Here is a 19610-nt window from a genome sequence, read left to right as displayed (position 1 = left end):
GCAAATACCTCTGCAAGACACTGCGAAGCGGCCCCTCATGAGCAGCACACCCGAACCCTCTTTCAAGCCCGCCGATCTCGAAGCCTGGGCCAAGGCCGCAGCCAAGTCGGCGCCCGGTGGCGACGTGAGCGCGCTGAACTGGATCACGCCCGACGGCATCAGCGTGAAGCCGCTCTACACCGCGGCCGACCTGCAGGGGCTGAAGTACACAGACACGCTGCCCGGCTTCGAACCCTACCTGCGCGGCCCCCAGGCCACCATGTACGCGGTGCGCCCCTGGACCATCCGCCAGTACGCCGGCTTCTCCACAGCCGAGGAGTCGAACGCCTTCTACCGCAAGGCGCTGGCCGCCGGCGGGCAGGGCGTGAGCGTGGCCTTCGACCTTGCCACCCATCGCGGCTACGACAGCGACCACCCCCGCGTGACCGGCGACGTGGGCAAGGCCGGCGTAGCGATCGATTCGGTCGAGGACATGAAGATCCTGTTCGACCAGATCCCGCTCGACAAGGTGAGCGTGTCCATGACCATGAACGGCGCCGTGCTGCCGGTGCTCGCGGGATACGTGGTCGCGGCGGAAGAGCAGGGCGTGGCGCAGGACCAGCTGAGCGGAACCATCCAGAACGACATCCTCAAGGAGTTCATGGTCCGCAACACCTACATCTTCCCGCCCGCACCGAGCATGCGGATCATCGGCGACATCATCGAGTACACGGCGCAGAAAATGCCGAAGTTCAACTCGATCTCGATCAGCGGCTACCACATGCAGGAGGCCGGCGCCAACCAGGCGCTCGAGCTGGCCTTCACGCTGGCCGACGGCAAGGAGTACGTGAAGACCGCGCTGGCCAAGGGCCTCGACGTCGACGGCTTCGCCGGGCGCCTGAGCTTCTTCTGGGCCATCGGCATGAACTTCTATCTCGAAGTGGCCAAGATGCGCGCGGCGCGCCTGCTGTGGTGCCGCATCATGAAGGAGTTCGAGCCCAAGAACCCCAAGAGCCTGATGCTGCGCACGCATTGCCAGACCTCGGGCTGGAGCCTCACCGAGCAGGACCCGTACAACAACGTGGTGCGCACCACCATCGAGGCGATGGCCGCGGTGTTCGGCGGCACGCAGAGCCTGCACACCAACGCCCTCGACGAAGCCATCGCGCTGCCCACGGAGTTCAGCGCCCGCATTGCGCGCAACACGCAGCTCATCATCCAGGAAGAGACGCACATCACCAACGTGATCGACCCCTGGGCCGGCAGCTACATGATGGAGAAGCTCACGCAGGACATGGCCGACGCGGCCTGGGCCATCATCGAGGAAGTCGAGGCGATGGGCGGCATGACCAAGGCCGTGGACAGCGGCTGGGCCAAGCTCAAGATCGAGGCGGCCGCCGCCGAGAAACAGGCGCGCATCGACTCCGGCAAGGACGTGATCGTCGGCGTCAACAAGTACAAGCTCAAGAGCGAAGACGCGATCGACAGCCTCTCCATCGACAACGTGAAAGTGCGCGAGCAGCAGGTCGCGCGCCTGCAGAGCATCCGTGCCTCGCGCGATGGCGCCAAGGTGCAGGCCGCGCTCGACGCGCTCACCGAAGCCGCCGAGAACAACACCGGCAACCTGCTGGCATTGAGCATCGATGCGGTGCGACTGCGCGCCACGGTGGGCGAGATTTCCGACGCGCTCGAAAAATCGTTCGGCCGCCATCGTGCCGACACGCAGAAGGTGACCGGCGTGTATGCCGCCGCCTACGACTCGGCCGAGGGCTGGGAAACGCTCAAGACCGAAATCAACGCCTTCGCCGAGGAGCAGGGCCGCCGCCCGCGCGTGATGATCTCCAAGCTCGGGCAGGACGGCCATGACCGTGGCGCCAAGGTCGTCGCGACGGCATTTGCCGACCTGGGCTTCGACGTGGACATGGGCCCGCTGTTCCAGACGCCCGAAGAGTGCGCGCGCCAGGCTATCGAGAACGACGTGCACGCCGTCGGCGTGAGCACGCTCGCGGCCGGCCACAAGACGCTCGTGCCAGCCATCATCGACGAACTGCGCAAGCAGGGCGCGGACGACATCATCGTGTTCGTCGGGGGCGTGATTCCGCGGCAGGACTACGACTTTCTGTACGAGGCCGGCGTCAAGGGCATCTACGGGCCGGGCACGCCCATTCCGGCCAGCGCCAAGGATGTGCTGGAGCAGATTCGCGCGGCGGTCACGGCCTGAGGCGCGCGACGTGGGCGATCTCTTGTCGCGGCTGTCGCTGCAGCCGGTGGATTCCGGCGATTTCGAGGACATGCTGGCGGTGCGCATCGATGCGATGCGCCCGAGCCTGGAGCGAGTCGGCCGCTTCGACCTCGCGCGCTCGCGCGAACGCCTGAGCGCCGGCTTCGTCGTGCCGTACATGCACCACATCGTGCTCGACGGCGACCAGCGCGTCGGCTTCGTCACGCTCAAGCCCGAGGGCACGGACGCGCTGCGGCTCGATCACCTCTACCTGCGCACCGGCTTCCAGGGCCGCGGCATCGGCGAATGGGTGATGCACTGGGCCAAGGCGCAGGCGCGCGAACGGCAGCTCGACATCAAGCTCACCGCGCTGGTGAAGAGCGACGCCAACCGCTTCTATCTGCGGCACGGCTTCGTGCTCGAAGGCGAGGAGGGCGTCGACCTGTACTACCGCTGGCGCGTCGCGTCGGAGGCTGCTGCGTGCTGAATTCCGTGCAGGCCCTCGAAGCGACGGTCACCGGCACGGAAGGCATGGCGCAGCGCCGTGCCATCGCCAAGGCGATCACGCTGCTCGAATCGACACGCGCCGACCATCGCACGCAGGCCGACGAGCTGCTCACGGCCTTGCTGCCGCGCACAGGCAGTTCGTTTCGGCTCGGTATCTCGGGCGTGCCGGGCGTGGGCAAATCGACCTTCATCGAGACGCTGGGGCTGCTGCTGATCGGCAAGGGCCACCGCGTGGCGGTGCTGACCATCGACCCGTCTTCCACCGTGTCGGGCGGCTCCATCCTGGGCGACAAGACGCGCATGGAGCGCCTCTCGGTGCACGAGCGCGCCTACATACGGCCGAGCCCGTCGAGCGGCACGCTGGGCGGCGTGGCCGAGAAAACGCGCGAAGCCATGCTGGTTTGCGAGGCCGCCGGCTACGACATCGTGATCGTCGAGACCGTCGGCGTGGGCCAGAGCGAGACCGCCGTGGCCGGCATGACCGACATGTTCGTGCTCATGCAGCTGCCCAACGCCGGCGACGACCTTCAGGCCATCAAGAAGGGCGTGATGGAAATCGCCGACCTCGTCGTCATCAACAAGGCCGACATCGACAAGGACGCCGCCACCCGCGCGCAGGCGCAGATCACTTCGGCGCTGCGGCTTTTCGGCCACCAGGGCAACCCGGACCACGCGCATGCCGTGCATGACGCGCACAGCGGCGCCGAAGTGCGCTTCTGGCTGCCCAGGGTGCTGCAGCTCAGCGCGTTGGCTGGCACCGGCGTCGACGCCTTCTGGGACGCCGTCACGCAATTCAGGCAGCTGCAGACCGCCAACGGCAAGCTCGGCAGGCGCCGCGAAAAGCAGGCCACCGCGTGGATGTGGGAACGCATCGACGCCGGCCTCAAGCAGGCCTTCAGGCATCACCCGCAGGTGCGCGAGCTGCTGCCGCAGCTCACGCAGCAGGTGGCACAGGGCACATTGCCGGCTTCGACGGCGGCGCGCAGCCTGCTTGCCGCGGCCGCCGTCACGGCCAAGCCATGAGACAAGAAATTCAGGACCACAGCTTCGGAAGCACACCATGCAAGAACTGATCGAACAACTCGAAAAGCGCCGCGCCCAAGCGCGTCTCGGCGGCGGGCAGAAGCGCATCGACGCGCAGCACGCCAAGGGCAAGCTCACCGCGCGCGAGCGCATCGAGCTGCTGCTCGACGACAACACTTTTGAAGAGTGGGACATGTTCGTCGAGCACCGCTCGGTCGACTTCGGCATGGCCGAGCAGAAGATCCCCGGAGACGGCGTGGTCACCGGCTACGGCATGATCAACGGCCGCCTGGTGTTCGTGTTCAGCCAGGATTTCACCGTCTTCGGCGGCGCGCTCAGCGAAGCGCATGCCGAGAAAATCTGCAAGGTGATGGACCAGGCCATGAAGGTCGGCGCACCGGTCATCGGCCTGAACGATTCGGGCGGCGCGCGCATCCAGGAAGGCGTGGCTTCGCTCGGCGGCTATGCCGACGTGTTCCAGCGCAACGTGATGGCCTCCGGCGTGGTGCCGCAGATCAGCATGATCATGGGCCCCTGCGCGGGCGGCGCGGTGTATTCGCCCGCCATGACCGACTTCATCTTCATGGTGAAGGACAGCAGCTACATGTTCGTCACCGGCCCCGAGGTGGTGAAGACGGTGACGCACGAGAGCGTCACGGCTGAGGAACTGGGCGGCGCCATCACCCACACCACGCGCAGCGGCGTGGCCGACATGGCGTTCGAGAACGACGTCGAGGCGCTGATGATGCTGCGCCGCCTGTACAACTACCTGCCGCTGAACAACCGCGAGAAGCCGCCGGTGCGCCTGGGCAACAACGGCCAGGGCGATCCGGCCGACCGGCCCGACTATTCGCTCGACACGCTGGTGCCGGACAACCCGAACAAGCCCTACGACATCAAGGAGCTGATCCTGAAGGTGGTGGACGACGGCGACTTCTTCGAGCTGCAGCCCGACTACGCGAAGAACATCGTGATCGGCTTCGCCCGCATGGAAGGCCAGACCATCGGCATCGTGGCCAACCAGCCGCTGGTGCTGGCGGGTTGCCTGGACATCAAGAGCAGCATCAAGGCCGCGCGCTTCGTGCGCTTTTGCGACGCCTTCAACATTCCGGTCGTGACCTTCGTCGACGTGCCCGGCTTCATGCCCGGCACCGGGCAGGAGTACGGCGGCATCATCAAGCACGGCGCCAAGCTGCTCTACGCGTATGCTGAGTGCACGGTGCCGAAGATCACCGTCATCACGCGCAAGGCCTACGGCGGCGCCTACGACGTGATGGCCTCCAAGCACCTGCGCGGCGACGTCAACCTGGCCTGGCCGCGCGCCGAGATCGCGGTGATGGGCGCCAAGGGCGCCGTGGAAATCATCTTCCGCGAGGACAAGAACGACCCCGAGAAGCTTGCCGCCCGCGAGGCCGAATACAAGGCGCGCTTCGCCAACCCCTACGTGGCCAGCGCGCGCGGCTACATCGACGACGTGATCCTGCCGCACGAGACGCGCAAGCGCATCTGCCGCTCGCTGGTGATGCTGCGCGAGAAGAAGCTCGAGAACCCGTGGCGCAAGCACGGGAACATTCCGTTGTGATTCAACGCTCTGTCCAGCTCCTGGTTTCCGCACTGGCCATGCTGGGAATCGCATCGGGGTGCAGTGCCGCCGATTCAAAGTTGCCGGCATTCGACGCGCGTGGCGTCCAATGCGGACTGCTCTTCAAGGCACTACACGTCCCCGCAAAAGCAGAGGCGAATCGCTCGTCGGACTCGCCCGATACGGCGCGTGCGGAGGCTCTTGCACAACTGCTGGCCCCGCTCAAAGGTGAGTATGAACGTCTGCTTGCTGGCTGGGGAAAGTCGTTGCCCGCGTCAGGAGCCTCCGATGAGTTGAAAGTCGTTGCGTCCGCATGTGCGGCGCGTTTGTTTCCGCAGGCGTCCGAGGCTACTGTCGGGCGGTGCGGCGAAACGTGGCAAACCTCTTTCATCCCTGCGGTCATGCGCTTCAAAGGGCGCCCCTTGTCCGAAGCTCAGTCCACGCTGAAGTACATGGGCACAGAGACTTCCGATGCGAGCAATACGCGGCTTATCGAGTTCTTCTACGCCTATCCCGTCGACTCGTACCGTGAGCCGATGGCAATCACGCGAGTGACGGGTGCATGGCTTGAAAAATGTCTGACGGAGATGTAGGCCGTTTGGCCGGCAAATCTGACAAGTACGGAACATCATCTTGATGAGAAATGAGTAAGGCAAATGTTCAAGAAAATCCTGATCGCCAATCGCGGTGAAATCGCCTGCCGCGTGATCCAGACTGCGAAGAAGATGGGCATCCTGACGGTGGCCGTCTATTCCGACGCCGACAAGGAAGCCCGTCACGTCGAGCTGGCCGACGAGGCCGTGCACATCGGCGCCGCGCCCAGCCGCGAAAGCTATCTGCAGGCCGATCGCATCATCGAAGCCTGCAAGAAGACCGGCGCCGAGGCCGTGCACCCGGGCTACGGTTTCCTGTCGGAGAACGAAGCCTTCGCGCGCAAGGTCGAGGAAGAGGGCATTGCCTTCATCGGGCCGAAGCACTATTCGATCGCGGCGATGGGCGACAAGATCGCCTCGAAGAAGCTCGCGAACGAGGCCAAGGTCAACACCATTCCGGGCTGGAACGACGCCATCGAGACGGCCGAGCGCGCCGTGGAGATTGCCAACGACATCGGCTACCCGGTGATGATCAAGGCCTCAGCCGGCGGCGGGGGCAAGGGCCTGCGCGTGGCCTTCAACGACAAGGAGGCCTTCGAGGGCTTTACCTCGTGCCGCAACGAAGCACGCAACAGCTTCGGCGACGACCGAGTGTTCATCGAGAAGTTCGTCGAGGAGCCGCGCCACATCGAGATCCAGGTGCTGGGCGATTCGCACGGCAACGTGATCTATCTGAACGAGCGCGAGTGCTCGATCCAGCGGCGCCACCAGAAGGTGATCGAGGAAGCTCCGTCGCCCTTCATCTCCGACGCGACGCGCAAGGCGATGGGCGAGCAGGCGGTGCAACTGGCCAAGGCCGTGAAGTACCAGAGCGCCGGCACGGTGGAGTTCGTGGTCGGCAAGGACCAGAGCTTCTACTTCCTGGAGATGAACACGCGCCTGCAGGTGGAGCATCCGGTGACGGAGTGCATCACCGGCCTCGACCTGGTCGAGCTGATGATCCGCGTGGCGGCCGGCGAGAAGCTGCCGCTGACGCAGGCCGAGGTGAAGCGCGATGGCTGGGCCATCGAGTGCCGCATCAACGCCGAAGATCCGTTCCGCAACTTCCTGCCTTCCACCGGCCGGCTGGTGAAGTTCCAGCCTCCGACCGAGACCATGTTCGCGAGCGACACCGCGCACCTGAACGGCGTGCGGGTGGACACCGGCGTGTACGACGGCGGCGAGATCCCGATGTATTACGACTCGATGATCGCCAAGCTCATCGTGCACGGCAAGGACCGCCAGCATGCGATCGCACGCATGCGCGAGGCGCTCAACGGCTTCGTGATCCGCGGCATCAGCAGCAACATTCCGTTCCAGGCGGCGCTGCTGGCGCACCCGAAGTTCGTGGCGGGCGATTTCAACACCGGCTTCATCGCCGAGCACTACGGCAAGGGCTTCCACGCGGAAGACGTGCCGCACGCCGATCCGTCCTTCCTGATCGCGCTGGCCGCCTATGTGCACCGCCGCTATCGCGCGCGCGCATCGGGCATCAGCGGGCAGCTCGAAGGCCACGGCGTGAAGGTGGGCGAGCAGTTCGTGGTGGTGGAGCTGGGCCCCGAGGGCAAGCATGTGCACCACCCCGTTTCCGTCACCGACTTCCAGGGCAAGACCGGCGCGAGCGCGGTGGCCGTGGGCGGCAAGAGCTACAAGATCGACAGCAGCCTGGCGCTGGGCGCGATCCGCGTGCAGGGCATCGTCAACGACAAGCCCTTTACCGCGCAGGTGGAGCGCGGCGCGGGCAAGAACCCGCTGGCGCTGCGCGTGTCGCACGACGGCACGCAGCTCGAGGCGATGGTGCTGTCGCCGTTGGGCGCGCGCCTGCTTGAGCTGATGCCTTACAAGGCGCCGCCGGACCTCAGCAAGTTCCTGATGTCGCCGATGCCGGGCCTGCTGGTCGAGGTGTCGGTGCAGCCGGGTCAGCAGGTGCAGGCCGGAGAGAAGCTCGCCGTGATCGAGGCGATGAAGATGGAGAACGTGCTGTTCGCCACGCAGGACGGCGTGGTGGGCAAGATTTCCGCGAACAAGGGCGAGTCCCTCGCGGTGGACCAGATCATCATGGAGTTCAACTGATGGGTGCCAACGACCTGCAACAGGCGATCACGCTGCACCGGCCCGCCAAGGCGGCCGTTCCCAAGGCCACGGACCGCTGGTCCGTCGAGGCGATCCAGGCGCTGCTCGACAAGCCGTTGATGGACCTGCTGTTCGAGGCGCAGACCGTGCACCGCCAGCATTTCCCTGCTGGCGACATCGAGCTGGCCACGCTGCTGTCGGTCAAGACCGGCGGCTGCCCCGAGAACTGCGGCTACTGCCCGCAATCGGCCGAGTTCGATACCGGCGTGAAGGCGCAGAAGCTCATGGAGGTCGAGGAGGTGGTGCGCGCCGCGCAGGCCGCCAAGGACGCCGGCGCCACGCGCTTCTGCATGGGTGCGGCATGGCGCGCGCCGAAGGACCGCGACGTGGAGAAGGTGGCGGTGCTGGTCGAGGCCGTGAAGGGCCTGGGCATGCAGACCTGCGCCACGCTGGGCATGCTGGAGCCGCACCATGCGCACCAGCTCAAGGCCGCTGGCCTGGACTACTACAACCACAATCTCGACACCGCGCCCGAGTACTACACCGACGTGGTCGACACCCGCACCTACCAGGAGCGGCTCGACACCTTGGCCAACGTGCGCAGCGCGGGCATCAGCGTGTGCTGCGGCGGCATCGTGGGCATGGGCGAGCAGCCGGTGCACCGCGCGGGGCTGATCGCGCAGCTGGCCAACCTGAATCCGTATCCGGAATCGGTGCCCATCAACAGCCTGGTGCGCGTGCCCGGCACGCCGCTGGCCGATTCGGACCCGGTCGATCCCTTCGACTTCGTGCGCATGATCGCGGTCGCGCGCATCACCATGCCGACCGCGCGCGTGCGGCTTTCGGCCGGGCGCCAGCAGTTGGGCGACGCGGTGCAGGCGCTGTGCTTCATGGCCGGCGCGAATTCGATCTTCTACGGCGACAAGCTGCTCGTCACCGGCAACCCCGACGTGGAGGCCGACACGGTGCTTCTGCGCAAGCTGGGGCTCAATGCCCGGCAGGTCGAGGAGCAACCCGAAGGTTGCGCCGCATGACCGCCGCCACCGCACGCCCTTTCAAGGTGCTGGGCATCCAGCAGATCGCCATCGGCGGGCCCGACAAGCTGCGGCTGCAGAAGCTGTGGGTCGACATGCTGGGGCTCGAGGTCACGGGCACATTCAAGAGCGAGCGCGAGAACGTTGACGAGGACATCTGCGCGATGGGCGTGGGCCCGTTCAAGGTCGAGGTTGACCTGATGCAGCCGCTGGACCCCGAGAAGAAGCCGGCCGTTCACACGACGCCGCTGAACCACGTGGGCCTGTGGATCGACGACCTGCCCAAGGCCGTCGAGTGGCTGACGGCGCAGGGCGTGCGCTTTGCGCCGGGCGGCATCCGCAAGGGCGCGGCCGGTTTCGACATCTGCTTCCTGCACCCGAAGGCGAACGACGAGTTCCCGATCGCGGGCGAGGGCGTGCTGATCGAGATGGTGCAGGCGCCGCCCGAAGTCGTCGCGGCATTCGGCGCGCTCGCGGCTACGCGTTGAGCACCTTCTTGATGGGCGGCTTCACGTCCGAGCGCTGAGGCGGCAGCATCGCCTGGTGCTCGCGCGCCGGGTTCAGGATGATTGAGGTGGCCGTTTCCGTGAGGATGCAGAATTTGGTGACCACGGCATCGAGGTGGCTCACGTCGATCACCGCGATCTCCAGGATCCAGCTGTCTTCGCCGGTCACGTTGTAGGCATTGACGCATTCGGGCGTCTGCTGCACCAGTTCGACCACGCGCGCGTAGTCGGCGCGGCCCACGCGGATGATGGCGCGGATGCCGTAGCCCAGCTTGCCCAGGTTCACCGTGGCGCGGTAGCCGCTGATGACGCCCGCGGCCTCCAGCTTCTTCACGCGCTCGGTCACGGCGGGCTGGCTCAAGTGCACGCGGCGGCCGAGTTCGGCCATGGTCAGCCGCGCATCGTTCTGCAGTTCGGCCAGGATGCGGGTGTCGTGCGCGTCCAATGAGGGGTTCAAGGCGAAGTCCATGCAACTCCTTTAAATCGACGGTTGGGGGAGGGCAGAACCATGAAAGTCGCATGGATGCCGGAGGTCGGCTTTCATACCATGGCTGCCGCCCCATACCAACAAGAGACTTCCCTCGAACATGTCGACCCTTGCTTCTCCCGCCGGCGCCGCATCCGCCGCGCGTTCCGGATTGCCGCCGCTGCTGTGGCTGTGCCTCGCCGCCACCTGGTTGGTCTGGGGCTCGACCTACCTCGCGATCAAATACGCGCTCGTCAGCTTTCCGCCGTTCCTGCAGATGGGCTCGCGCTTCCTGTGCGCGGGCGTGCTGCTCGCGGTGTGGATGCGCTGGCGCGGCGCGCCGTGGCCATCGCCGGTGCAATGGCGCAATGCCTTCGTCGTCGGCGCGCTGATGCTGGGCGGCGGCATGGGCGGCACGGCCCATGCCGAGGTGTCGATCGGCTCGGGGCTGGTGGTGGCCTTCATCGCCGTCATTCCGCTGCTGATCGCGCTGCTCAACCTGATCTGGGGCGTGAAGCCCTCGCGGCTGGAGGCCGCGGGCATCGCGCTGGGGCTCGTCGGGGTGCTGATGCTCACGCAGGGCAACGGCTTCCGGTCGTCGCCTGAAGGCCTGCTGGCCATCTGCATTGCCTGCGTCTGCTGGTCGCTTGGCAGCGTGCTGAGCCAGCGCAGCCTGCCGCTGGCGCCCGGTGCAATGGGTTTCGCGAGCGAGATGCTGTGCGGTGGCGTGGTGCTGATGGGGCTGGCCGCCGTCTCAGGCGAAACGATGAGCTGGCCCCTGCGGGCCGAGGCCGCGGCCGCGTGGGTCTACCTCGTGGTGTTCGGCTCGCTGATCGCCTTCAATGCCTACATGGTGCTGCTGGCCAGGGCGCCGGCCGCGCTGGCATCGAGCTACACCTTCGTGAATCCGGTGATCGCGATGCTGCTGGGCGTGTGGATCGCCAACGAGACGGTCACGCGCTTCGAGTGGTACGCCGTGGGCGTGGTGCTGGCGGGCGTGCTGTTGCTGCTTTTAAGGCGAAGAGCCTGAGATTCACTTCCCGAAACACCGCGGAACCGGCTTTGCCGGGCCGCAGGTGTTGCCCCCGGTAGGGGGAAGGAGAAGCGACACGAAGTGCGCGAAGCCTGGGGGCGAGTCTTTGTTATGCGCCGGGGCGGCGCCAGATAGCCAGGGTGGCCGCCAGCAGCCACATGCCGGCCGCGCAGCCGCGGTTCATCGCCTTCACGCCGCGCTGAGAAAGAAAGCGCACGGCCTGCGTGCCGGCGCCGGCATAGGCCAGCATGACGCAGGTGTCGAGCGCGACGAACACGCTGCCCAGCAGCAGGTACTGCGGGCCCTGCGGCTTCGCGATGTCGACGAACTGCGGCAGGAAGGCCGCGAAGAACAAGACAGTCTTGGGGTTCGACAGCGCCACGGCCAGGCTGCGCAGCAGCGCGATGCGGCCGTGCGGGCGAACTTCGAGCGGTGACTTGGCCAACGCGGCACCGAGGTCGGTTGCCTCGCTGCGCCATAGCTTGACGCCCAGCCACACGAGGTAAGCCACGCCGGCGACGCGTATCGCGTTGAAGAGCCATTCCGAAGCCGCCAGCAGCGAACCCAGCCCGAGCGCGACGACCGCGATCAGCGTGATGCTGCCGAGCGACGCGCCCGCGATGCCCCAGCTCGCGCGGCGCATGCCGCCCTCGATGCCGTTGGACAACGCCAGCAGCATCGTCGGTCCCGGAATCAGGGCCAGCGCGAGCGATGCGACCACATAGATGAGCAGGGTGTCGAGGGTCATGGCTTGTTGGCGGCCTGCGCGCGTTGTTGCGAAGCGGCGCGGGCCCGCGCCAGAGCCGCTTCGACGATGGCGCGCTTGCGCGCGCTGGCGTCCTGCGGAGCGTCGGCCTCGGGCGGCTTCTCCGCGAGGCGGGCGTCGGTGTTGCGGTGTTTTCCGTGCAGGTCGTAGCGGCGTCGCGCGCTCGCGGCCTGCTCTGCGGACCAGGCTTGCCAGCCGGTGCTGCCGGGCGTTTCGACCTCGAGCGAGATGCAGTCGACCGGGCAGACCGGAATGCACAGCTCGCAGCCCGTGCAATGGGCTTCGATCACCGTGTGCATGCGCTTGTTGATGCCGACGATGGCGTCGGTGGGGCAGGCGTCGAGGCACAGCGTGCAGCCGATGCACCAGGCCTCGTCGATGACGGCCATGGCGCGCGGGCCTTCGATGCCGCATTCAGGGTCGAGCGGCAGCGGCGCCCGGCCCGTGAGCCGCGCGAGCCGCTCGATGCCTTCGGCACCGCCGGGCGGGCACTGGTTGATGCCGGCCTCGCCGTCGGCCACGGCCTGGGCGTAGCTCGCGCAATCCGGGTAGCCGCAACGTGTGCACTGCGTTTGAGGCAGTGCGTCGTTGATGCGTGCGGCGAGCCCGATCACTTTGGGAATGGCGCGCGCTTCAGCGCGGCGCGGCGCTGGTGCCGGGCTTCTTGCGCGCGGCCGGCTTCTTCACGGCGACGGTCGTGGCCGTTTTAGCCGCGGCCTTCTTGGCGGCGACGGCCGCGGGAGCCGGCGCCTTGCGAGCCGGCTTCACCGTGTCTTCGGCGGCCAGTGCGTCGCGGGCGCTTGCGCGGCGTTGCGGCTGGTCGTTGGCCTCGATGAATTTCTGCATCTTCGGGTAGACCAGTTCGCGCCAGCGGCGGCCGCTGAAGATGCCGTAGTGGCCGGCGCCCTTGACTTCGTAGTGCTCGCGCTTGGCGTCGTCGATGCCGGTGCACAGGCTGTGCGCGGCTTCGGTCTGGCCCGAGCCGGAGATGTCGTCGAGCTCGCCCTCGACGGTGAGCAGGGCGGTGCCGTGGATGTCCTGCGGGCGCACGCGCTCCACCTTGCCGTCGGGATCCTTGACGTCCCAGGTGCCGTTGACCAGGTCGAACTCCTGGAATACGGTGCGGATGGTCTCGAGGTAGTAATCGGCGTCCATGTCGAGCACGGCGTTGTACTCGTCGTAGAACTTGCGGTGGGCCTCGGCGCTGGCGTCGTCGCCCTTGATGAGGTCCTTGAAGTAGTCGTAGTGGCTGCTTGCGTGGCGGTCGGGGTTCATGGCCACGAAGCCGGTGTGCTGCAGGAAGCCCGGGTACACGCGGCGACCTTCACCGGGGAAGCCTTGCGGCACGCGGTAGATCACGTTGTTCTCGAACCACTCGAAGCTCTTGTTCATCGCGAGGTTGTTGACCGCCGTGGGCGATTTGCGCGCGTCGATGGGGCCGCCCATCATCGTCATGGTGAGCGGCAGCGGCTCGCCGCGGCTGGCCATGAGCGACACGGCCGCGAGCACGGGCACGGTGGGCTGGCACACGCTCACCACGTGGCAGTTGCCGTACTCGGCCTGCAGCAGGCGGATGAACTCCTGCACGTAGTTGATGTAGTCGTCGAGGTGGAACTCGCCGTCCGACAGCGGCACCAGGCGCGCGTTCTTCCAGTCGGTGATGTAGACCTTGTGGTCCTGCAGCATGGTGCGCACGGTGTCGCGCAGCAGGGTGGCGTAGTGGCCCGACAGGGGCGCGACGACCAGCACCACGGGCTGGCTCTTGAGCGTCTTGAGGATATCCGGCTCGTCGGTGAAGCGCTTGAAGCGGCGCAGCTCGCAGAAGGGCTTGTCGAGCGCGATGGCTTCCTGGATGACGACGTCGGCGCCGTCGACCTTCACCGACTTGATGTTGAATTCGGGCTTCTCGTAGTCCTTGCCGAGGCGGTAGAGCAGGTCGTAGCCTGCGGCCATGCGCTGGGCCATCGGCAGCTGGCCCCACACGGCGCCCTGGCCGTAGAGCTTGGAGGCTGCCTGGGCGAAGTCCGAGAACGGCTCCATCAAGGAACGCTGGGCTTCGTAGAGTTGATAGAGCATCGCTGATCTTGGAGTGGAATGTTGCGGTGCAATATATCAGCGCATTCGCTGCGTTGCAGGGGGCCTAACCCCTACACCGACCCCGCTGCGAGGGTCCTTTTGCCTATGAGCGTGAAGGAATCGTCGCTGGGACGGATTCCCTCACACTTTGCTGTCACCTAGATGACTTTGGCGATCGACGCGCAGACGTGGTCGATGTTCTTGCTGTTGAGCGCGGCCACGCACATGCGGCCGGTGTCGGTGCCGTACACGCCGAACTCATTGCGCAGGCGCACCATCTGGTCCTTGGTCAGGCCCGAGTAGCTGAACATGCCGATCTGGGTGGTGATGAAGCTCATGTCTTCCTTCACGCCGGCGGCTTTCAGGCCGTCGACCAGCTTCTGGCGCATGGCCTTGATGCGCACGCGCATTTCGCCCAGTTCCTTTTCCCAGAGGGCGCGCAGCTCGGGGTTGCCGAGCACTGCCGCCACCACGGCGCCGCCGTGCGTGGGCGGGTTGCTGTAGTTGGTGCGGATGGCGATCTTGAGCTGCGACAGCACGCGGCCGGCTTCTTCCTTGCTGGCGCACAGCACCGACAAGGCGCCGACGCGCTCGCCGTACAAGCTGAAGCTCTTGGAGAAGGAGGTCGAGACGAAGAAGGTCAGGTCGGCTTCGACGAACTTGGCGACGGCGGCGCCGTCTTCCTTCAGGCCGTAGCCGAAGCCTTGGTAGGCCATGTCGAGGAAGGGCACCAGGCCCTTGGCCTTGACGGCGGCGACCACCTGGTCCCATTGGGCGGCGGTGATGTCATAGCCGGTAGGGTTGTGGCAGCAGGCGTGCAGCACGACGATGGTGCCGGCCGGCGCCGCGTTCAGGGCGGACAGCATGCCGTCGAAGTTGACGCCGCGCTTGGCCGCGTCGTAGTAAGGATAGCTTTCGACTTCGAAGCCGGCGTTGGTGAACAGCGCGCGGTGGTTTTCCCAGCTCGGGTCGCTGATCAGGACCTTGGCGGAGGGGCTGAGCTTCTTGAGGAAGTCGGCGCCGACCTTCAGGCCGCCGGTGCCGCCGATGGCCTGGATGGTGGCCACGCGGCCCGAGGTGACTGGTTCGCTGTCGGCACCGAAGACCAGCGCCTTGACGGCGTTGTCGTAAGCCACGATGCCGTCGATGGGCAGGTAGCCGCGCGCGGTGGGCGCTTTCATCATGTTCTGTTCTGCGGCCTGCACGCACTGCAGCAGGGGCAGCTTGCCGTTGTCGTCGTAATAGACGCCGACGCCGAGGTTGACCTTGTTGGGGTTGGTATCGGCTGCAAATTGCTCGTTGAGGCCGAGGATCGGGTCGCGCGGTGCCATTTCGACCGCGGTGAACATAGACATGGAAAGGTCCTTTGGGATGAAAGCTTCGCTGCAACCGGACTAGGCTTTATGCTTTCCGGTTGCCTTGAATTTTACCGGCGCGAGCGCCACCTGTCGGGAACAGCCATGCCAGACAACAACGAAGCCATAGCAGACCTGAAGAAACTGGACCCGATCGGCCCCGCGAAACAGGGTGAATTCATCAGGTACCCCGACTCCCCGTTCGAGCTCTTCCAGCCCTATCCGCCGGCGGGCGACCAGCCCAAGGCCATCGAAGGGCTGGTGGAGGGCGTGATCGACGGCGAGGTGTTCCAGACCCTGCTGGGCGTGACCGGCTCGGGCAAGACCTACACCATGGCCAACGTGATCGCGCGGCTGGGTCGCCCGGCCATCGTGTTCGCGCCCAACAAGACGCTTGCGGCGCAGCTGTACAGCGAGTTCCGCGAGTTCTTTCCGAAGAACGCCGTCGAGTACTTCGTCAGCTACTACGACTACTACCAGCCCGAGGCCTACGTGCCGCAGCGCGACCTGTTCATCGAGAAGGACTCGTCGATCAACGAGCACATCGAGCAGATGCGGCTGTCGGCCACCAAGAGCGTGCTGGAGCGGCGCGACACGGTCATCGTGGCCACGGTGAGCGCGATCTACGGCATCGGCACGCCCGAGGACTACATGGAGATGCGGCTGATAGCCCGCGTCGGCGACAAGGTCGGGCAGCGCGACCTGATCTCGCGGCTGATCCGCATGCAGTACCTGCGCAACGAGCAGGACTTTGCCCGCGGCACCTTCCGCGTGCGGGGCGACACCATCGACGTGTTTCCGGCGGAACACAGCGAGCTGGCGATCCGTTTCGAATTGTTCGACGACGAGATCGAGTCGCTGCAATTGTTCGACCCGCTCACAGGGCGCATCCGGCAGAAGGTGCCGCGCTTCACGGTGTATCCGTCGAGCCACTATGTAACGCCGCGCGACAAGGTCATGGCGGCGGTCGAAACCATCAAGATCGAACTGGCCGGACGGCTCAAGGAGCTGGTGGGCGCGGGCAAGCTGGTCGAGGCACAGCGGCTTGAGCAGCGCACCCGTTTCGACCTGGAGATGCTGGCCGAAATCGGCCACTGCAAGGGCATCGAGAACTACACGCGCCATCTGTCGGGCGCCGCGCCGGGCGATCCGCCGGCCACGCTCACCGACTACCTGCCCAAGGACGCGCTGATGTTCCTCGACGAGAGCCATCAGATGGTCGGCCAGCTCAGCGCCATGTACAACGGCGACCGGGCGCGCAAGACCACGCTGGTCGAATACGGCTTTCGCCTGCCAAGCGCGCTGGACAACCGGCCGCTCAAGATGGAAGAGTTCGAGGCGCGGGTGCGCCAGTGCATCTTCGTGTCGGCCACGCCGGCGCAGTACGAGAAGGACCATGCCGGCAACGTGGTCGAACAACTGGTGCGGCCCACGGGCCTGATCGATCCCGAGGTCGAGGTGCGGCCCGCCACCCACCAGGTGGACGACGTACTGGGCGAGATCCGCGTACGCGTCGAGAAGAACGAGCGCGTGCTGATCACGACGCTGACCAAGCGCATGTCCGAGCAACTGACCGATTACCTGGGCGACAACGGCGTGAAGGTGCGCTACCTGCACAGCGACGTCGACACCGTCGAACGGGTGGAGATATTGCGCGACCTGCGCCTGGGCACCTTCGACGTGCTGGTGGGCATCAACCTGCTGCGCGAGGGGCTGGATATTCCCGAGGTGTCGCTCGTGGCGATCCTCGATGCCGACAAGGAAGGCTTCCTGCGCGCCGAGCGCTCGCTGATCCAGACCATCGGCCGGGCCGCGCGGAACCTGAATGGCAAGGCCATTCTTTATGCCGACCGCATGACCGACTCGATGAAGAAGGCCATCGACGAAACCGAGCGTCGCCGCGCCCGCCAGATCGCCCACAACGAGGCCAACGGCATCACGCCGCGCAGCATCGTCAAGCAGGTGCGCGACCTGATCGACGGCGTCTACAGCGAGAAGACGGGCAAGGAAATGGCCAAGCTCGACCTGGAGCGCGCCAAGGTCGAGGACATGAGCGAGAAAGACATTGCCCGGGAAATCAAGCGGCTCGAAAAGCAGATGCTGGAGCACGCCCGGAACCTCGAATTCGAGAAGGCGGCCCGTGTGCGCGACCAACTGGCGCTGCTGCGCGAGCAGGCTTTCGGGGCTGCCGGCGGCGACAACATCGCGCTCTAGTCGCGTTAGTTCAAACGTTCGCGTTCTTCAAGCGGGCGGCGCTGGGGTTTACCCCAGCAGAGTCCGGGGGCTTCTGTTATACTTGAGCGAAATACTCAACAACAAGAAAAGAACTTCGCGATGAAGGACCGACTCCTACCGGCTGGTTCACCAGCGTCAGGGGTCGGGCAGGGCGGAGACGAGGTCACCGCGGTCCAGGACCACGGTGTCATTTCAACGGTAAGCACTTGAAGGAGCTTGCGATGCGTCTCACTACCAAAGGCCGTTTTGCGGTCACGGCAATGATCGATCTGGCGTTGCGTCAGAACACCGGTCCGGTCACGCTGGCTGCGATCAGCCAACGGCAACAGATTTCGCTGTCCTACCTCGAACAGCTGTTCGGCAAGCTGCGCCGTCACGAACTAGTCGAATCGACCCGTGGCCCCGGTGGCGGCTACAGCCTTGGCCGCAAGGCTGCGGACATCACCGTTGCCGACATCATTGTTTCCGTCGATGAACCCATCGACGCCACCCAGTGCGGGGGCAAGGAAAATTGTCTGGGCGAAGCCGGCCGCTGCATGACGCACGAGCTCTGGGCTTCGCTGAATCAGCGCATGGTCGAGTTCCTCGATTCCGTCACCTTGCAGAAGCTGGTTGACGACCAGATCGCCAAGGGCGTGCAGATCGAGAACAAGCCGGTCGTCAAGCGCGCGATCTCGGCCCAACCGGTGGTCAAGCCGATTCGCGTGAACGCGCCGAATTCGGTGTTCGCCCTCGGCAACGCCTTCGCGAAGTCCTGAGACCTCCTTCGAGACTTCTGATTCCCGGCGGCGCCTTCGGGCGCCGGCACGAGCAGCAGCCCAGATCAAAAAACAACCCCCACGCCAGCACGAGCCAGCCATGGACGTAACTCCTCATTTCCCGATCTATCTCGATTACGGCGCCACCACGCCGGTCGACCCGCGTGTGGTCGACGCCATGATTCCCTGGTTGCGCGAACACTTCGGCAACCCGGCGTCGCGCAGCCATGCATGGGGCTGGGAGGCTGAAGAGGCGGTCGAGAAGGCGCGCGGCCAGGTGGCCGAGCTGATCAATGCCGATCCGCGCGAAATCGTCTGGACGTCGGGCGCGACCGAATCGATCAACCTCGCGCTCAAGGGCGCGGCCCAGTTCTACAAGGGCAAGGGCAAGCACCTGATCACGCTGAAGACCGAGCACAAGGCCGTGCTCGACACCATGCGCGAACTGGAGCGCCAGGGCTTCGAAGTGACCTACCTCGACGTCGAGGAAAACGGTCTCGTCGACCTGGAGAAGTTCAAGGCGGCCATTCGCCCCGACACCATCCTGGCCAGCGTGCTGTTCGTGAACAACGAAATCGGCGTGATCCAGGACGTGGTCGCGCTCGGCAATGCCTGCCGTGAAAAGGGCGTGATCTTCCACGTCGACTCTGCCCAGGCCACCGGCAAGATCGACATCGACATCACGAAGCTGCCCATCGACCTGATGAGCCTGGCTTCGCACAAGACCTACGGCCCCAAGGGCATCGGTGCGCTGTACGTGCGCCGCAAGCCGCGCATTCGCCTCGAAGCGCAGATGCACGGCGGTGGCCATGAGCGCGGCATGCGCTCGGGCACGCTGCCCACGCACCAGATCGTCGGCATGGGCGAGGCCTATCGCATTGCCAAGCTCGAGATGCACAAGGACATCGAACACGCGCGCCGCCTGCAGAAGCGTCTGCTGGACGGCCTGAAAGACGTGGAGCAGGTGTTCATCAACGGCGACCTCGAGCACCGCGTGCCGCACAACCTGAACATGAGCTTCAACTACGTCGAAGGCGAGTCGCTGATCATGGGCATCAAGGGCCTGGCGGTGTCGTCGGGTTCGGCCTGCACCTCGGCCAGCCTGGAGCCCAGCTACGTGCTTCGCGCCCTGGGCCGCAGCGACGAACTGGCTCACAGCAGCCTTCGCATGACCATCGGCCGTTTTACGACCGAAGAAGAAATCGACTACGCCATTTCGACCATCAAGCACAACGTTGCCAAGTTGCGCGAGCTGAGCCCCCTGTGGGAGATGTTCCAGGACGGCGTCGACATCAGCACGATCCAGTGGTCGGCCCACTGACGCAGGCCCGCACCAGGCTCCACGATTGAACAAAGTTTGAGAG

Annotated in this window: 17 protein-coding genes; 12 read left to right on the top strand and 5 right to left on the bottom strand. The window is 65.7% G+C overall.

What is annotated here, in order from left to right; genetic code table 11:
- Positions 1 to 37: 37 nt before the first annotated feature.
- From scpA to L3V85_RS21355, 8 genes are all read left to right on the top strand, one after another.
- Positions 38 to 2200 carry a methylmalonyl-CoA mutase gene (scpA, locus tag L3V85_RS21390; RefSeq protein WP_237674712.1) on the top strand — a complete coding sequence of 721 codons (2163 nt, stop codon included), beginning with the start codon at positions 38 to 40 and terminating at the stop codon, positions 2198 to 2200.
- Positions 2201 to 2210: 10 nt separating this feature from the next.
- On the top strand, positions 2211 to 2687 hold the full coding sequence (locus L3V85_RS21385; RefSeq protein WP_237674711.1) for a GNAT family N-acetyltransferase: 477 nt from the start codon (positions 2211 to 2213) through the stop codon (positions 2685 to 2687).
- 44 nt (positions 2688 to 2731) lie between these two features.
- A complete protein-coding gene (gene meaB / locus L3V85_RS21380; RefSeq protein ID WP_237680618.1) occupies positions 2732 to 3730 on the top strand; it encodes a methylmalonyl Co-A mutase-associated GTPase MeaB in 999 nt (332 codons plus the stop codon).
- Between the two features lie 37 nt (positions 3731 to 3767).
- A complete protein-coding gene (locus L3V85_RS21375; protein WP_237674710.1) occupies positions 3768 to 5312 on the top strand; it encodes an acyl-CoA carboxylase subunit beta in 1545 nt (514 codons plus the stop codon).
- Positions 5282 to 5905, top strand: a complete 624-nt coding sequence (locus L3V85_RS21370; RefSeq protein WP_237674709.1) for a hypothetical protein — start codon at positions 5282 to 5284, stop codon at positions 5903 to 5905. Before L3V85_RS21375 ends, L3V85_RS21370 begins: the two co-directional genes overlap by 31 nt.
- A gap of 63 nt (positions 5906 to 5968) precedes the next feature.
- Positions 5969 to 8017, top strand: a complete 2049-nt coding sequence (locus L3V85_RS21365; RefSeq protein ID WP_237674708.1) for an acetyl-CoA carboxylase biotin carboxylase subunit — start codon at positions 5969 to 5971, stop codon at positions 8015 to 8017.
- A complete protein-coding gene (bioB, locus tag L3V85_RS21360) occupies positions 8017 to 9051 on the top strand; it encodes a biotin synthase BioB (protein WP_237674707.1) in 1035 nt (344 codons plus the stop codon). Before L3V85_RS21365 ends, bioB begins: the two co-directional genes overlap by 1 nt.
- On the top strand, positions 9048 to 9539 hold the full coding sequence (locus tag L3V85_RS21355) for a VOC family protein (RefSeq protein WP_237674706.1): 492 nt from the start codon (positions 9048 to 9050) through the stop codon (positions 9537 to 9539). Before bioB ends, L3V85_RS21355 begins: the two co-directional genes overlap by 4 nt.
- On the opposite strand, the gene L3V85_RS21350 is transcribed toward L3V85_RS21355, so the two are convergent.
- Positions 9529 to 10026 (bottom strand): Lrp/AsnC family transcriptional regulator, encoded by a 498-nt coding sequence (locus tag L3V85_RS21350; protein WP_237674705.1) that lies wholly within the window; start codon positions 10024 to 10026, stop codon positions 9529 to 9531. The two genes, L3V85_RS21355 and L3V85_RS21350, sit on opposite strands and share 11 nt — an antisense overlap.
- A gap of 118 nt (positions 10027 to 10144) precedes the next feature.
- Here L3V85_RS21350 and L3V85_RS21345 point away from each other — a divergent pair, with 118 nt between their 5' ends.
- A complete protein-coding gene (locus L3V85_RS21345; RefSeq protein ID WP_237674704.1) occupies positions 10145 to 11053 on the top strand; it encodes an EamA family transporter in 909 nt (302 codons plus the stop codon).
- Positions 11054 to 11165: 112 nt separating this feature from the next.
- On the opposite strand, the gene L3V85_RS21340 is transcribed toward L3V85_RS21345, so the two are convergent.
- The 4 genes from L3V85_RS21340 to L3V85_RS21325 form a co-directional block, all read right to left on the bottom strand.
- Positions 11166 to 11804, bottom strand: a complete 639-nt coding sequence (locus L3V85_RS21340; RefSeq protein ID WP_237674703.1) for a LysE family translocator — start codon at positions 11802 to 11804, stop codon at positions 11166 to 11168.
- Positions 11801 to 12436, bottom strand: a complete 636-nt coding sequence (locus L3V85_RS21335; protein WP_237674702.1) for an RnfABCDGE type electron transport complex subunit B — start codon at positions 12434 to 12436, stop codon at positions 11801 to 11803. The genes L3V85_RS21340 and L3V85_RS21335 overlap by 4 nt, the downstream gene beginning before the upstream one ends.
- Before the next feature lie 19 nt (positions 12437 to 12455).
- Entirely contained in the window at positions 12456 to 13898 is a 1443-nt protein-coding gene (locus tag L3V85_RS21330; RefSeq protein ID WP_237674701.1) for a polyhydroxyalkanoate depolymerase, read from the bottom strand.
- 158 nt (positions 13899 to 14056) lie between these two features.
- Complete coding sequence (locus L3V85_RS21325) at positions 14057 to 15253, bottom strand: amino acid aminotransferase (RefSeq protein WP_237674700.1); 1197 nt, start codon at positions 15251 to 15253, stop codon at positions 14057 to 14059.
- A 105-nt stretch (positions 15254 to 15358) separates the two neighbouring features.
- On the opposite strand from L3V85_RS21325, the gene uvrB reads away from it, so the two are divergent.
- The 3 genes from uvrB to L3V85_RS21310 all read left to right on the top strand — a co-directional run bounded on the left by uvrB (position 15359) and on the right by L3V85_RS21310 (position 19567).
- Positions 15359 to 17467 carry an excinuclease ABC subunit UvrB gene (uvrB, locus tag L3V85_RS21320; protein ID WP_237674699.1) on the top strand — a complete coding sequence of 703 codons (2109 nt, stop codon included), beginning with the start codon at positions 15359 to 15361 and terminating at the stop codon, positions 17465 to 17467.
- Positions 17468 to 17709: 242 nt separating this feature from the next.
- On the top strand, positions 17710 to 18246 hold the full coding sequence (iscR, locus tag L3V85_RS21315; protein WP_007828186.1) for a Fe-S cluster assembly transcriptional regulator IscR: 537 nt from the start codon (positions 17710 to 17712) through the stop codon (positions 18244 to 18246).
- Between the two features lie 100 nt (positions 18247 to 18346).
- Positions 18347 to 19567 (top strand): IscS subfamily cysteine desulfurase, encoded by a 1221-nt coding sequence (locus L3V85_RS21310; RefSeq protein ID WP_081268995.1) that lies wholly within the window; start codon positions 18347 to 18349, stop codon positions 19565 to 19567.
- The last annotated feature ends 43 nt before the right edge of the window (positions 19568 to 19610 follow it).

Source organism: Variovorax paradoxus (assembly GCF_022009635.1).
Lineage (GTDB): Bacteria > Pseudomonadota > Gammaproteobacteria > Burkholderiales > Burkholderiaceae_C > Variovorax.
The sequence above is the reverse complement of the archived record's forward strand: the minus strand, read 5'-3'. Positions and strand labels throughout refer to the sequence as shown.

Coding starts and splice junctions, on each gene's coding strand:
- meaB (WP_237680618.1), top strand. CDS start 2,732: ATGGCGCAGCGCCGTGCCATCGCCAAGGCGATCACGCTGCTCGAATCG.
- L3V85_RS21325 (WP_237674700.1), bottom strand. CDS start 15,253: ATGTCTATGTTCACCGCGGTCGAAATGGCACCGCGCGACCCGATCCTC.
- L3V85_RS21340 (WP_237674703.1), bottom strand. CDS start 11,804: ATGACCCTCGACACCCTGCTCATCTATGTGGTCGCATCGCTCGCGCTG.
- uvrB (WP_237674699.1), top strand. CDS start 15,359: ATGCCAGACAACAACGAAGCCATAGCAGACCTGAAGAAACTGGACCCG.
- L3V85_RS21330 (WP_237674701.1), bottom strand. CDS start 13,898: ATGCTCTATCAACTCTACGAAGCCCAGCGTTCCTTGATGGAGCCGTTC.
- L3V85_RS21345 (WP_237674704.1), top strand. CDS start 10,145: ATGTCGACCCTTGCTTCTCCCGCCGGCGCCGCATCCGCCGCGCGTTCC.
- L3V85_RS21365 (WP_237674708.1), top strand. CDS start 5,969: ATGTTCAAGAAAATCCTGATCGCCAATCGCGGTGAAATCGCCTGCCGC.
- L3V85_RS21350 (WP_237674705.1), bottom strand. CDS start 10,026: ATGGACTTCGCCTTGAACCCCTCATTGGACGCGCACGACACCCGCATC.
- L3V85_RS21310 (WP_081268995.1), top strand. CDS start 18,347: ATGGACGTAACTCCTCATTTCCCGATCTATCTCGATTACGGCGCCACC.
- bioB (WP_237674707.1), top strand. CDS start 8,017: ATGGGTGCCAACGACCTGCAACAGGCGATCACGCTGCACCGGCCCGCC.
- L3V85_RS21375 (WP_237674710.1), top strand. CDS start 3,768: ATGCAAGAACTGATCGAACAACTCGAAAAGCGCCGCGCCCAAGCGCGT.
- iscR (WP_007828186.1), top strand. CDS start 17,710: ATGCGTCTCACTACCAAAGGCCGTTTTGCGGTCACGGCAATGATCGAT.
- L3V85_RS21355 (WP_237674706.1), top strand. CDS start 9,048: ATGACCGCCGCCACCGCACGCCCTTTCAAGGTGCTGGGCATCCAGCAG.
- scpA (WP_237674712.1), top strand. CDS start 38: ATGAGCAGCACACCCGAACCCTCTTTCAAGCCCGCCGATCTCGAAGCC.